The organism is Enterococcus sp. DIV0294, assembly GCF_050558155.1.
Lineage (GTDB): Bacteria > Bacillota > Bacilli > Lactobacillales > Enterococcaceae > Enterococcus > Enterococcus faecalis.
Map to the genome: position 1 here is coordinate 2,134,211 of NZ_CP187889.1, position 14,346 is coordinate 2,148,556.

Sequence of the window (14,346 nt, forward strand, 5' to 3'; positions counted from 1 at the left end):
AACATAATAGCAGTTTTTCACAATAAAAAGCAATTCTATGGCTCAAAAATAGCATTTTTCTTCAAAAGTTTGTGATAAAAGGTATAAACCTTCACAAAGCATTTTTTGATACGTGCTATTTTAGCAGATTTTATGCTACACTAAGGGCAATGAATTTAGAAATGAGGACTACTGATGATTTTATTACAAGCAAATCAAGTTGCCCGGCATTTTGGCTCGGAAACATTGTTTGAAAATATACATTTAGAAATTGCAACAAAAAGTCGGATTGCCTTAGTTGGTCGTAATGGTGCTGGAAAATCGACTTTTTTAAAAATCATTGCAGGCATTGATGCTCCCGATAGCGGAACCATTGCCAAAAATAAAACTGCTACGTTAGGTTATTTAGCTCAAAATACCGGCTTAGAATCAGATAAAACCGTTTGGGAAGAAATGACAAAAGCCTTTGCTGACATCCTAGAAATGGAACAGCGTATGCGAGAATTAGAAACCAAAATTAGTGAAATGGAGCCAACCACCTCCGTTTATGAAGGAATTTTAAAAGAGTACGATCAATTGCAACATACGTTTTCTGAAAAAAATGGCTACGGCTATGAAAATGAAATTCGTTCAGTCCTTCACGGCTTTGGCTTTGATGAATCCTTTTACACGAAAGATATTCAAACCTTATCTGGTGGTCAAAAAACCCGGCTTGCATTAGCGAGAATGCTTTTACAAAAACCAGACATTTTAATTCTGGACGAGCCTACAAACCACTTAGATATCGAGACGCTTTCTTGGCTGGAATCTTATTTGCCAAGTTATGCCGGCGCCCTATTAATTGTTTCCCACGATCGTTATTTTTTAGATAAGGTAGTTAATGAAGTTTATGAACTGAGCCGCAAAAAAATGACTCACTACAAAGGAAACTATTCCAAATACTTAGAGTTAAAAGCAGAACAATTAGCCAGTGAATGGAAAGCGTATGAAAAGCAACAAGAAGAAATCAATAAGTTAGAAGATTTCGTTGCCAAAAATCTGGTTCGTGCATCTACAACGAAACGTGCACAAAGTCGCCGAAAAGTATTAGAAAAAATGGACCGTTTAGACCGACCTCAAGGAGATGAAAAATCGGCGCATTTTCTTTTCGATAGTGAAAAAGTCTCGGGAAATGTTGTTTTACAAGTCGAAGATGCCGCCATTGGTTACGACCCAGAACATATTTTATCCGAACCTATTCACTTGGATATTCGTCGTAAAGAAGCCATTGCCTTAGTCGGACCGAACGGAATTGGTAAATCCACTCTCTTGAAATCAATTATTGACCGCATTCCTTTCATTAAAGGAAGTAAAACTTTTGGCACCAATGTTTCTGTAGGTTACTATGACCAAGAGCAAGCCAATTTACATGGCAATAAAACGGTCTTAGCGGAATTATGGGATGAACACCCAACCACACCTGAAAAAGAGATTCGAAGTATTTTAGGCGGCTTTCTCTTCAGTGGAGATGATGTTGAAAAAACGATTCCTTTATTAAGCGGTGGCGAAAAAGCCCGTGTGGCATTAGCAAAATTAGCGATGGATCGTGACAATTTCTTGATTCTCGATGAGCCAACCAACCACTTGGATATCGATAATAAAGAAGTTTTAGAAAATGCGCTGATTGATTATGAAGGAACCATCCTCTTCGTTTCCCATGACCGTTACTTTATCAATCGAATTGCAACAAAAGTTGTTGAGCTTTCTGAAAAAGGCAGCAAACTTTATTTAGGCGACTATGATTATTATTTAGAAAAGAAACAAGAGGAAGAAGAAATCGCTGCCCTCTTAGCTAATGAAGAAGCGGCGAAAAAACCCGAACCAGTTACAGCCAAAAATACCTTTTATCAAAACAAGGAGCAACAAAAATTACTCCGTACTTTGCAAAGAAAAATAACACAAGTCGAAGAAAATCTTGCTCAGTTAGATACGACAATTGCACAATTAGAAGCACAAATGAGTCAACCAGACATTCTAGAAAATCATGTTGAATTGCTGGCTCTAAACCAACAATTAGATGACGCTCGTCAGCAACAAGATGAACTACTTGAGCAATGGGAAAATTTCAGTTTAGAATTAGAAGAAATGGAAAATAACAATTAACGGAGGGATTCACTATGGCTTCCAAAAAAATCAGTTTAACGAAGCCCAAATATCAACAAATCGCCGTTGATGTTGCGGAAAAAATTGCAGAAGGCAAATTACATGTTGGAGATAAAATCCATGCCCGTTCCACCCTAGCTAACCAATACCAAGTGTCGCCAGAAACAGCCCGCAAAGCCATTATCGTTTTAGTCGATTTAGAAATCGTTAAAGCCAAACACGGCAGCGGCTTCTATGTGGCATCAAAAGAAAAAGCGCAGGACTTTGTGACACAATATCAAGACGTTCAAACGATTGCTGAAATTAAAGAAGAATTGCTAGATAGCGTAGCGAAACAAAAAGAAGAACTTACTCATTTTTCTAGCATTCTAGATACTCTTGTTGAACAAACAAAGCGTTTTGATTCTTTCAATCCAATGAATCCTTATTCATTAGTTTTAACAGAAGAAGCTGCTTATCTTGAGGCGACGATTAGCGAAATGAATTTTTGGCAAAACACTTCGGCAACGATTATCGCCATCAAACACAAAGAAGAACTTCTGGTCTCACCTGGTCCATATGCAAAGATTTCGTTGAACGACACACTTTATTTTGTTGGACATGACGAATCAACCTTACAACGAGTGCAGAATTTCTTTTATCCTTAAACAAAAAAGTGACTACTTATCTTGCGGTAAATAGTCACTTTTTTTATTTATTATTTCTATTTTTCATAAAAAACCACTATAAAACCTAGTTAAAATACTGTTTTTCTTCATTTTCAGAAAGATTTTCATCTAATTTGACAAAGTGACAACTTTATAGTAGTCTGATGTAGTCACTTTTTTTAATGAGGAGGAACAATGATTTGCCAAAAGTAAAAGTAAATCACCTTACCAAGATCTTTGGTAAGAAAACCAAACCGGCACTTGAAATGATTCGTGCCAACAAAAGCAAAACAGAAATTTTAGAAAAAACGGGTGCCACAGTCGGTGTTTATGATGTAAATTTCGAAGTTGAAGAAGGCGAAATTTTCGTTATTATGGGGTTATCAGGAAGTGGGAAATCAACATTAATTCGTTTATTAAATCGTTTGATTGAACCAACTTCAGGAAATATTTATATTGATGGACAAGATATTTCTTCTTTAGATAAAGAAGGATTACGTGAAGTACGTCGAAATAAAATGAGCATGGTTTTCCAAAACTTTGGTCTTTTCCCCCATCGAACTATCTTAGAAAATACGGAATATGGTTTAGAAATTCGTGGTGTTCCTAAAGAAGAACGCCAAGAAAAAGCTGAAAAAGCCTTAGAAAATTCTAGCTTAATTGCTTTTAAAGACCAATTACCAAGTCAATTATCTGGTGGGATGCAACAACGTGTCGGCCTTGCTCGTGCCTTGGCTAACGATCCAGAAATTTTATTAATGGACGAAGCGTTCTCTGCTCTTGATCCGTTAATTCGTCGTGAAATGCAAGACGAACTATTAGATTTACAAGAAAATGTCAAAAAAACCATTATCTTTATCACACATGATTTGAATGAAGCTTTACGAATCGGCGACCGGATTGCTTTGATGAAAGATGGTCAAATTATGCAAATTGGGACTGGAGAAGAAATTTTAACCAACCCAGCCAACGAATATGTGCGAACCTTCGTGGAAGATGTGGATCGTTCAAAAGTCTTAACTGCCCAAAATATTATGGTACCTGCTTTAACTACTAACATTGAAATTGATGGCCCAACTGTTGCTTTAAAACGGATGCGTCAAGAAGAAGTGAGTATGTTACTTGCCGTGGATAAAAAACGCCAACTAAAAGGCGTTGTACGCGCAGAAAAAGCTTTAGAAGCGCGTAAAAACGGGACTTCTCTTGTAGAATGTGTGGATCCAGAAATTCAAACAATCGACAAAGATATGTTAGTGAATGATATTTTTCCACTGATTTATGATGCACAAACACCTCTTGCCGTGACTGATAACGGCAAACTATTAGGCGTGGTCATCCGTGGTAGCGTACTTGAAGCACTTGCAGAAACAGAGGTGAACGAACATGAATAAGTATCAATTACCTGTCGCGTCTTGGGTTGAAAGTTTTACTGATTGGTTAACTTCAACATTTGCTGGATTATTCAGCTTTTTACAAACAATTGGTCAAAGTGTAATGGACAACATTACTGCCTTACTAACAGCCGTACCACCACTTGTGCTGATCGTGCTATTAACGATTGCTGCTTTCTTTATTTCTAATAAAAAAATCGGCTTAAGTTTATTCACGTTTATCGGCTTAATGTTTATCTATAATCAAAACTTATGGAACGATTTAATGAGTACCGTTACGTTAGTTTTACTTTCTAGTGTTATTTCCATTATCATTGGTGTGCCACTAGGGATTTTAATGGCGAAAAGCGAAAAAGCCAAGAGTATTATTACACCGATTTTGGACTTCATGCAAACAATGCCTGGTTTCGTTTACTTGATTCCAGCCGTTGCATTCTTCGGAATTGGTATGGTTCCTGGGGTCTTCGCCTCTGTTATCTTCGCTTTACCACCAACCGTGCGCTTTACGAATTTAGGAATTCGACAAGTACCAAATGAACTTGTTGAAGCAGCTGATTCTTACGGTAGTACTGGCTGGCAAAAATTATTCAAATTAGAATTACCTTTAGCCAAAAACACGATTATGGCTGGTGTTAACCAAACAACCATGCTAGCTCTATCAATGGTAGTTATTGCTTCAATGATTGGTGCGCCTGGATTAGGACGTGGCGTCCTTTCTGCTTTACAACGTGCGCAAGTCGGGAACGGTTTCGTAAATGGTGTGGCTTTAGTTATTTTAGCGATTATCATTGACCGTTTTACTCAACATTTAAATAATAAAAAAGCAGCCCTTAAAGCAGCTGGTGCCACCTCTAAAAAGAAAAAATATGGGATTATTGCAGCGGTTGTTGTAATTGTCGCTGGCTTAGTTGGTGCTTCAATTTTTACAACAACAAATGATAAGCAAATTTCCCTTTCTTATGTGGAATGGGATACCGAAGTAGCCTCCACACATGTGGTTGCCGAAGTTTTAAAAGATATGGGGTATGATGTTAAAACGACTCCTTTAGATAACGCAATCATGTGGGAATCTGTAGCTAAAGGTGAAACAGATGCCATGGTTGGTGCGTGGCTGCCAGGAACTCACGCAGAGCAATATAAACAATATAAAGATAAATTAGACGACCTTGGTGAAAACCTTAAAGGCGCGAAGCTAGGAATTGTCGTCCCTTCTTATATGGATGTTGATTCTATCGAAGATTTATCTGATCAAGCTGGGAAAAAGATTACTGGAATTGAACCTGGGGCTGGTGTTGTTGCAGCAGCAGAGAAAACTAAAGAAGCTTATCCTAATTTGAAAGATTGGTCTGTTGAAACTTCTTCATCAGGTGCCATGACTGTCGCCTTAGGACAAGCAATTAAAAACAACGAAGACATCGTTATTACTGGCTGGTCTCCTCACTGGATGTTTGCAAAATATGATTTAAAATATTTAGCTGATCCAAAAGGCACTATGGGCGGCGAAGAAGCGATTCACACAATGGCTCGCCAAGGCCTAAAAGAAGATCAACCAGAAGCTTACAAAGTGTTAGATAATTTCCATTGGACCACTAAGGATATGGAATCTGTCATGTTAGAAATTAACGAAGGCAAAGACCCACAAGAAGCTGCACGTGATTGGGTTGATTCACATAAAGACCAAGTAGCAGAATGGAAAAAATAATTCTTAACAAATGACTTCCCCATCTATTAAAAGTGGGCGTTGAACAAATTGTTCAACGCCCTCTTTTTTCGCCAAAAAAACCACTCAGTTGGGTAGACTGAGTGGAAAGGAGTTATTTTTACTTGAGGAGTAAAAATGAAAAGTGTTTATGTTGGGTGTTTTGTTGGTATGCTTATATATTAACGAGAACCTGTGAATAATTTGTGACGAAAACCTTGGAAATTTGCTACGAATTACTTAAAAAATTTTAAATGTGTCTCACCCTAGTTAATCGATACAGCGATTATTTCTTTTTAGCATTTTGGATGGCTTTAAATAATGTTGAAAATTGTCCTTTGAAAGACATCACATCATCAAAGATATCAACACCATCGTTTAACATTTTGACGGTAACCCAGCCAAGCGCTTCCGTAATTGCTACCGCAACTGAAGCATTGACCATGCCACCAGTCACAGTTCCGACAACAGGAATCACTTTTAGAATATTCCCAACTGCGCTCTTACCTAAACTAACCACTACTAATTCTTTGGTTAAACTTTTACCTAAGCTTTCAGACCAAGACTGACCAAAAATTTTATGCAGCCGTGACATCATAGTTAATTGAACAGGTACCAGTAAAAAAGCATCCGAAAACGGAATTGGTGAAAACCCAATAATTGCTGCTGACAATGCAGCAAAATGAATCGTTTGATGACTTTTCTTTTTCACGTCAGGTGAAACACCAGCCAAAAATTCATCAAATACTTTGTCGAGTTGTGTTTGACTGTTCGTCACTAATTGTTCTGCTTTACCTTTAGAAGTTGCGAAAGCATTCATTATGGCCGTAGACGTTTTTTGTGGAAATTTTTTCAAGACATCTTGAAAAAAAGAACGAAATTCTGGGTCTTCTATCACTTCTTCTGGTACTTCTTTTGTTAGTTCATTTATATTTTTTTTCGATTTTTCAGATTTAATTTTACTTTTAAACATAGAATCCCCCTTTATGCTTTCACTGTAATAAAGTATATCATATTTTAATTTTTAACATGACTAAAAGACTTTACAATCTTTTAGAGTAGAAAAACCAATTTTTTTTATGATCAATGTAGTGTGCTTCTATAAGTATGTTATAATTAAGAAAAAAATTGAAAGGACTTTTATCTTGAATAAAAAAAACAACACCTTTTCTTGTTTTTTAAATAACTACAAGAATCTTATCTTATCTATTGGAATTATTTTACTAACAGCTTTTTTGATTATTTCTGCTCAATTATTCAGACATTCAATTATTTTAGGCTCTGATAATAATTTCTTCATGAATAAAATTTATGAAAGTTATATGCAACAAAAGACAGGAACTTATAACTATTTTCAATCTGTTTATGGGTTTCAACAGTCTGGAAGAATTATTAACGCTGTTTATGCACCAGACTTTTCTTTTATTTTAGGAGGTCTGTTAGCAATCGCTAAAAATTGGTTTAGATTCCAAGTTCTATCTGGATTTTTTTGCCTTTTCTCTGCTGGGATATCAATGTTTGTTTTAGGTCGTTATTGTAAAATCACCTATAAATATTCTGTGAGTATGTCTTTATTATATATGTCAACAAGTGCAATTAGTGTGTTTATTACATCCGAAGCTTCATCTGGTTGGGCTAGTGCAATTTTACCTTTAGTCTTTATTCCTGCAATTAAAATGGTCACCGATAGTTCAAGACCTATTCAGCCAGTATTGTTATCTTTACCTGTAGTACTGATTATAAATTTGCACGTTTTCAGTACCTTTCTTGTCATTTTAGCGTTAATTCCTTTTTTTATAATAGGAATATTTAAAACAAAAGATAAACTAAAAATGCTTATTGATGCGTTTTTGGCAGCTTTACTCACACTCTTATTAACTTCACGTTTAATTACAGGAATGTTAGAAGTCTTCACGACAAATCAGTTATTAAAACCTTATTCTGTAGACAAAATGTTGCCGTATAGTATGAAAGTTTCTTTAGATGTCCAAGGATGGTCTTCTTTAGGTATTGTTTTTACAATTATATTTCTTTTTCTTTGTATTCTAACTATTTTTAATTGGACAACTATTCCATTTATTGAGAAAGTACTAAACAGTATAGGGTTATTCTTTCTTTTAATTTCTTCGAACCTTTTACCTTGGGATGATATTCCTAGGCTGATACCTATAATCCAAGGAATCCAATTTCCACAACGATTTGCTAGTGTATCATTTGTATTACTAATTCTAAGTTTCACGTTATTTTTGCAAAGAATCAGTTTTAACAAATTTCATTTGTATAGCTATAGCACTATAATTTACATGACCGTATCTATACTTTCTTGTTTGCTTATCCATCAAGCAATCCTCTCTAGCGCAAATACTTGGCATTCAAATAAACCTTTATCTAATGATAGCAGCTCCTTGAAGACAAAAATAAATGATATGACTAAAGTGAAAGAATTATATGGTGGAAAAAATGAGCTAGGTGATCCACTTAAAGTAGTTATTAAACCGTTAACTGATTATTTACCTATAAATAATCAATTGCAACAGAAAGAGTCCCCCTACACAACATACTGGAATGAAGTTGCTAACAGCAATCTAAAAGTGGCAAAACATGTTCTTTCTGACGGAAGGCTCCAATTGAATTGGACAAATGAATCCAATGAATCAGTTGAAACTTTACTTCCAGCAATTGCTTATTCTAGAAGTGAACTTTGGTTGAATGAAAAAAAACTAAGTACTTCTCAATATAAAACTTCTACTATTGGGAGTATCATTCTCCAAGCAGTGCCTGGTAAAAATTCGTTAGTGCTAGGATATAAACCAACCACTGCTTTCATTATTACAAAATATGTCCAAAATATTTCTTACATTTGCTTAGTTCTTTATCTTATCTATGCAGGAATTTATAAAATAAAAAAACGTCATTAAAAAAATAAAACGAGTCGGAAATTATCTTCCACTCGTTTTATTTTTTATCCACAATACACTGTCAAGTGTTTAGGCAAAATTTCCAGCGTAATTGGCAAAGCAGCTCCTTCATCACCATCCACATTAGTGGTTAATTCTTCTTGGTTTTCTAAGGAGATTGTTCCTTCTTTAAAGGTTAGGTAAACTAAATTATCAGTGGACTGGTCGACTCCTTTTAACAAATCTGGGACTGCTTTTACTGCATCCCACAATGATTGATCTTTTAAATAAACTAAATGAAGTTTGCCATCATCCACTTGGGCTTCTGGTAATAATGTTTCAAACCCACCGATTGAATTCGTTAAGCCAACTAAAACGGTACTACTTTCAATGGTTTGTTCTTTTTGATCCAAGCTTAAATGAAAAGGATACGTTTGAGCATTCGCTAAATGTTTGGCACCTGAAATAAAATAAGCGAGTTTTCCTAACTTCGTTTTTTGTTCAACGTCCACGTCGTTAATGGACTCTGGAATCGTCCCAATCGCAACGACATTCATAAAGTAGTCGTCATTGATTTTCCCCACGTCTAAAGCACTGGTTTTTTCTAAATCTAATTGTTGAATCGCTTCTTCAGGGTCCATCGGTAAATTCAAGGCTCGCGCTAAATCGTTCACCGTTCCTAAAGGAAAAAAGCCAAATTTTGGGCGGTAAGCTTGTTCTGCCAACCCGCTAATTCCTTCATTAACGGTTCCATCTCCCCCCATTACGAAAACACTGTCGAAGTGACTTTCCGCAGCTTCACGGGCAAATTGTTCTGCATCGCCGCCTTTTTCTGTTTGTTTCACTACAACTTCATCAAATAACTGCTTTAATTTTTCTTCTGCTAACGTTTCAAATTCTTTGGCTTTTTCACCACCAGAACTGGGGTTAACAATTAAAACTGCTTTTTTCACTGGTACCACTCCTCGTTGATATCTAAATCGTTTGATTCCTTACAATTATTATAAAAGATATTTTTGATTCTGGCGAAAAATATGCTGACACTTGCTTAACAAACAAGCATTCCTGCTCCTCACTACTTTTCAAAACGTTCTTTAAAGCAATAGGCAAAATAATAGAACAATTTCCAAAAATCTTGCCAAACTTTTGGATCCATCCCCGTCAATTCATGAATTCGTTTCAAGCGGTAATTCAATGTATTTCGATGGATATGTAATACTTGTGAGGTTTCATTGATGTTTAAGTTATGATTGGCGAAAAAAATAACGGTTTCATAGTATTCATCATAAATCGTCTGGATGGTTTCAAAAAAATCCAATTCAATATGAAAAGGAAAATTAAAAATTCCTTGAATGAAAAAATCTTCTGCTTGGTAAAACTTAGCCTTTTCTAATTGGAGAAACGATAGAAGTAAATACGTGTTTTGTGCCTCTTGGACCATTTGTTGAATCGTGGCTTTTTCCGAACTTATCACAAGATATTCTGTTACTGGCTTTGTTATCTGAGGTAGTTCAGAAGTAATCACCAGATAACAATTCTCCCATTCAAATATTTCATGGCCAGGATAAAAACTGGATAATAAGCGCTTGTCCTTGGTCAGTACACAATGATTCTGGTCGTCTAATTGAAGGTTATATAGTTCCAACGCTTCAAGTTTTAAGGCTTCTGAGTAAGCAGAATCAACATGCATTAAGTGCTGGATAAACTGATTTTTTTGTTTCTTCTTTTTTTCGCGTTCTTGTTGTGTATTTAATTCTTCTGTCAGTAAAAGAACAATCGAGCGTACAAGCTTGGTAAATTTGCGCACCTCGTCTGGTTCTCCTGAAATGCCTACGACACCTAAAATGTGATCATTCAAAATAATCGGTTCATTGGTGCCTTTTTTCTCTAAAGAAGTATCTTTATAAATTTCAATATTTTTTCGTTCATTGATGGCTCTTTCTGCGCCACGATGGCGCTCCCCAATTCGAGCAGAATCTCCACTCGCAATAATTTTTCCTCGTTCATCCATAATATTGATGTTATAAGGAATATCTGCCATCAACTTTTCAACAATTTTATTTGCTTGGATTTTGTCTAATTTTAACATTGCTATCGCCAACTTTCTAAAAAGCGAGTAGCGTTTGGGACATAAGCCGCAATGACTTATGTCCCAAACGCTTAATTCTTCAGATCAACGACTGAACATTTTTATTTCAGCTTTCATTACTGATGATACCATGGTTAGTTCTTAGTCACAAGGCACCAGCTGTAATGTACGAGCAATATTTTCAACGGTTCTTTCTAAGTTAACTGGTCCATTTTTCAATGCTGCTTCCAATGGTTCGGCTTTGGCCAAAATTCCAAAAATAGCCGTCATCCCTTCTTCATAGAGGACATCCACATCTTTGCCGATATAGCCAGCACAAGCGAAAACCGGTTTTTGATACTTCTTGGCCAAACGTGAGACGCCATAAGGGGCTTTGCCGAATTTTGTTTGAAAATCCATACCGCCTTCACCAGTAAAGACATAATCAGCGGCTTTTATTTTTTCTTCTAATTGATTCACTTCTACGACAATATCAATTCCTGGGCGTAACTGAGCTTTTGTGAATGCTAGTAACCCTGCACCCAAACCGCCAGCGGCTCCTGCGCCTGGCATCATCTCAACATCAATGCCGATCTCTTTTTTGATGATCGCTGCATAATGGGCTAAGTTTTTATCTAATTGAGCCACCATTTCTTCTGTCGCACCTTTTTGCGGGCCAAAGACATGAGACGCCCCTGTTGGCCCTGTTAGTGGGTTATTCACATCACTTGCTACTAGAACTTCGGTAGCAAAAATGCGTTGATCAAACTGTGTTAAATCGATCTGCGCCAGTTTATCTAATGCACCACCGCCACGTGTCAATTCTTGCCCTTCCTTGTCTAACAAACGCGCACCAAGTGCCTGAATCATACCTGCACCCCCATCATTTGTCACGCTACCACCAATGCCGATAATGATTTTTTTTGCCCCATGATTGAGCGCATGTTGAATCATTTCTCCTGTACCATAAGTAGAAGTGATCAAGGGATTACGTTCTGCTGCTTTGACCAATTCAATTCCGTTGGCTTTCGCCATTTCAATGACCACCGTTTCTTGGTCACCTAATAAGCCGTAATAGGTTTCAACGATTTGATCAGGAAGCGGTCCTGCCACACGCACTGGTACTCTTGTGCCTCCTGTTGCATCCACTAAGGAATCCACCGTTCCTTCCCCGCCGTCTGCCATCGGGACGTGTTGAATGTCTGCATCTTTAAATACAGCTAAAATCCCTTTTTCCATTGCCAGACAGGCTTCTTTTGCACTCATACTTTCTTTAAATGAGTCTGGAGCCAAAACAAATTTTTTCGTCATCTTTTCGCGCCTACTTTCCAACTAGTTTAAAATAAAGCCATATAAAATGGTTGCAACAATCGTCATTACCCCACCGACACACATTTCATAAGGAATCACTCGAATTCTTTCTTTAATCGTCATATTCATACTTTGTGCCGTAATATGGAAATAATTGCCTTGAGGAACACTATCAATCACAGTTGCCCCAGTATGCACCATGACTGCTGCTGAAAGTGAAGATGTGCCCATATCTAAAATCGCTGGCCCAAAAGAACCTGTCGCTAAGATAACCGCTGTGGATGTTGAACCAACTGCTAAGCCCATTAAAATACCAGAAATCGGTGCCAAGAAGGTTCCAGAAATTCCCATAACAGAAATTAAGTGGACAATTTGTGTTGATAAATCAGAAACAGAAATTAATCCAGCAATTGCACCTGCACCAATTAAAATTAAAACGGTATCGGTTACTCTCTTCAAGCCAGAAGATGCATAAAAGGCCAGTTGTTTTGTTTGCCCAATCGCAATTGTCCCAACAACTGAAGCGAACGGCAAAATATACAGAGCATCAATATTCAAACTTTTGATGAAAGAAATATTTAAAACGGCGCCAATCGGATTAAGTAATAATAAGACAATCGCTAACACTGGCGCGATTAACGCCTTTTTCAAAGGTAATAATTCTTTTGTTTGTTCCTCCACAAGATCCGTTTCTTTGACCATTGATCCTTTGCTTCTCATGATATTTGCAAGAACAACAGCTGTAATTAAACCAAATACGGCTGGAATAAAGCCAGCAATCATAACGTCACTTAAAGGTAAATCAAAGCCGTTCGCCGCTGCAATAGTATTTGGATTAGGCGAAATAATATTGCCCGCTTTGCCGCCACCTGATAAGGCAATCAATAATGATAACTTACTGATACCCGTACTTTTCCCAACAGATAGAGCAATCGGGGCAACAATCAACACTGCAACAGGAATGAATACGCCCACTGCTGTAATTACCATTGTAGATAATGCCAAAGATAAAATAGCTTTTTTCTCGCCAAGCTTTTGTACAATGGCGTTGGCAATTGATTCTGCCGCACCGGATTCCATCATCACACCTGCCAACATGCCGGCTGCTAAGACACGGATTGCGGTTCCCATAATACTTTGTGTTCCGTTTAATAGAACAGCGACTGTATCTGACAGGGAAGCGCCTCCAATAAGACAACCAACAATTGCACCAAAAAACAAGGAATACACAGGATTAAATTTTTTCAAAATTAATACTATCGCTACAACTAATCCTAAAATTGCAGCAACCCAAGATATTGTAATATCTGGCATTCAAAATCAGCTCCTTAAATTGTTTACGCTTTCATTCTATCAAAGTCCTTTCTTTTTAAAATTGTAAATTTAACAGGATTTATTGTTCAAATGCACAAAAAAACCGTTCTTAAAGAACAGTTTTTTGAAATCTTTTTCTATCTTTCTTAATAATGACCACCAATCCAACGAACAAAAGAACACTCACAATTAACAATACTGCCGTTTTATTATATCCATGAAATAGTGCTTCGCCTCCACATGCGTAAAGTATTGAGGAAGGAATCACACCAATGAATATAGCGGCTATTAAATTTTTTAATGGCAACTGCATAGTATCTGCAGCAAAATTAATCACAGAAGAAGGAATAATTGGAATCATGTAGCCTACCATAATCCCAATTTTTGGATGTTTCATCCGTCGAATGGACTGAACCCAACGATTGGTCTCCGTTTTTTTATCTAAAAATTTTATATGATGCATCAAAAAGATTGCAACTAAATTTCCCAAACTATTCCCTAAAACGTTAATGAGTGTGCCGCTGAAGGGACCAAAACTCAATCCTGCAATCACACCAATTACTGAGGTCGGAATCCCTGGTACTGCACACATGATCGCGGTCAAAAAAACCAACAATAGCGCTGCTGAAAAACCATGTGAACGAATTCGCTCTAATAATTGTGTCTTACTGGCTTTAGGATTCAAAAATAATTGAATATCTGTTTGGTATTCTAGATACAAACGGTAGCCAACCAGCAGGATTAAAATAAGCCCGCTACTGATTAGTAGTATTCGGATTGTTTTCCTCTTCATTTTCTTTGCTCCTTTTATGCTTTATACAAAGTGTAGCACAGGTTTCTTCGTGCCTCAATTAGAAGCTTGTATGAATAAAAGCCGCCCCTAAAAGTTAGACTAAAA

11 protein-coding genes are annotated in these 14,346 nt (G+C 36.8%); 5 read left to right on the top strand and 6 right to left on the bottom strand.

Going from position 1 to position 14,346, the window contains the following annotated elements; genetic code table 11:
* The first annotated feature begins 174 nt into the window (after positions 1-174).
* The 4 genes from IGJ20_RS10380 to IGJ20_RS10395 all read left to right on the top strand — a co-directional run bounded on the left by IGJ20_RS10380 (position 175) and on the right by IGJ20_RS10395 (position 5,861).
* Positions 175-2,121: an ABC-F family ATP-binding cassette domain-containing protein gene (locus IGJ20_RS10380; protein WP_002381483.1), complete on the top strand. Its 1,947-nt coding sequence runs from the start codon at positions 175-177 to the stop codon at positions 2,119-2,121.
* A gap of 14 nt (positions 2,122-2,135) precedes the next feature.
* Positions 2,136-2,768: a GntR family transcriptional regulator gene (locus tag IGJ20_RS10385; RefSeq protein ID WP_002356525.1), complete on the top strand. Its 633-nt coding sequence runs from the start codon at positions 2,136-2,138 to the stop codon at positions 2,766-2,768.
* Positions 2,769-2,968: 200 nt separating this feature from the next.
* The gene (locus tag IGJ20_RS10390; protein WP_161970840.1) at positions 2,969-4,159 is read left to right on the top strand and encodes a quaternary amine ABC transporter ATP-binding protein; all 1,191 of its coding nucleotides are present in this window, start codon (positions 2,969-2,971) and stop codon (positions 4,157-4,159) included.
* Positions 4,152-5,861: an ABC transporter permease/substrate binding protein gene (locus tag IGJ20_RS10395; RefSeq protein WP_430605200.1), complete on the top strand. Its 1,710-nt coding sequence runs from the start codon at positions 4,152-4,154 to the stop codon at positions 5,859-5,861. Before IGJ20_RS10390 ends, IGJ20_RS10395 begins: the two co-directional genes overlap by 8 nt.
* 283 nt (positions 5,862-6,144) lie before the next feature.
* On the opposite strand, the gene IGJ20_RS10400 is transcribed toward IGJ20_RS10395, so the two are convergent.
* On the bottom strand, positions 6,145-6,831 hold the full coding sequence (locus IGJ20_RS10400; protein ID WP_002389811.1) for a YcjF family protein: 687 nt from the start codon (positions 6,829-6,831) through the stop codon (positions 6,145-6,147).
* A gap of 172 nt (positions 6,832-7,003) precedes the next feature.
* Between IGJ20_RS10400 and IGJ20_RS10405 the strand changes: the two genes are divergently transcribed.
* On the top strand, positions 7,004-8,776 hold the full coding sequence (locus tag IGJ20_RS10405; protein ID WP_225581371.1) for a cell division protein: 1,773 nt from the start codon (positions 7,004-7,006) through the stop codon (positions 8,774-8,776).
* Between the two features lie 44 nt (positions 8,777-8,820).
* On the opposite strand, the gene IGJ20_RS10410 is transcribed toward IGJ20_RS10405, so the two are convergent.
* From IGJ20_RS10410 to IGJ20_RS10430, 5 genes are all read right to left on the bottom strand, one after another.
* The gene (locus IGJ20_RS10410; RefSeq protein WP_126254658.1) at positions 8,821-9,708 is read right to left on the bottom strand and encodes a diacylglycerol/lipid kinase family protein; all 888 of its coding nucleotides are present in this window, start codon (positions 9,706-9,708) and stop codon (positions 8,821-8,823) included.
* Positions 9,709-9,830: 122 nt separating this feature from the next.
* Positions 9,831-10,844, bottom strand: a complete 1,014-nt coding sequence (locus IGJ20_RS10415) for a CdaR family transcriptional regulator (RefSeq protein WP_077932749.1) — start codon at positions 10,842-10,844, stop codon at positions 9,831-9,833.
* Between the two features lie 141 nt (positions 10,845-10,985).
* A complete protein-coding gene (locus IGJ20_RS10420) occupies positions 10,986-12,134 on the bottom strand; it encodes a glycerate kinase (RefSeq protein ID WP_002367172.1) in 1,149 nt (382 codons plus the stop codon).
* Between the two features lie 21 nt (positions 12,135-12,155).
* Entirely contained in the window at positions 12,156-13,448 is a 1,293-nt protein-coding gene (locus tag IGJ20_RS10425; RefSeq protein ID WP_002359581.1) for a GntP family permease, read from the bottom strand.
* 109 nt (positions 13,449-13,557) lie between these two features.
* Entirely contained in the window at positions 13,558-14,241 is a 684-nt protein-coding gene (locus IGJ20_RS10430) for a TVP38/TMEM64 family protein (protein ID WP_126254659.1), read from the bottom strand.
* Positions 14,242-14,346 lie beyond the last annotated feature (105 nt).

Bases quoted from the DNA above. Each gene is read 5' to 3' on its own strand.
- IGJ20_RS10380 (WP_002381483.1), top strand. From the start codon at position 175: ATGATTTTATTACAAGCAAATCAAGTTGCCCGGCATTTTGGCTCGGAA.
- IGJ20_RS10385 (WP_002356525.1), top strand. From the start codon at position 2,136: ATGGCTTCCAAAAAAATCAGTTTAACGAAGCCCAAATATCAACAAATC.
- IGJ20_RS10395 (WP_430605200.1), top strand. From the start codon at position 4,152: ATGAATAAGTATCAATTACCTGTCGCGTCTTGGGTTGAAAGTTTTACT.
- IGJ20_RS10400 (WP_002389811.1), bottom strand. From the start codon at position 6,831: ATGTTTAAAAGTAAAATTAAATCTGAAAAATCGAAAAAAAATATAAAT.
- IGJ20_RS10415 (WP_077932749.1), bottom strand. From the start codon at position 10,844: ATGTTAAAATTAGACAAAATCCAAGCAAATAAAATTGTTGAAAAGTTG.
- IGJ20_RS10420 (WP_002367172.1), bottom strand. From the start codon at position 12,134: ATGACGAAAAAATTTGTTTTGGCTCCAGACTCATTTAAAGAAAGTATG.
- IGJ20_RS10425 (WP_002359581.1), bottom strand. From the start codon at position 13,448: ATGCCAGATATTACAATATCTTGGGTTGCTGCAATTTTAGGATTAGTT.
- IGJ20_RS10430 (WP_126254659.1), bottom strand. From the start codon at position 14,241: ATGAAGAGGAAAACAATCCGAATACTACTAATCAGTAGCGGGCTTATT.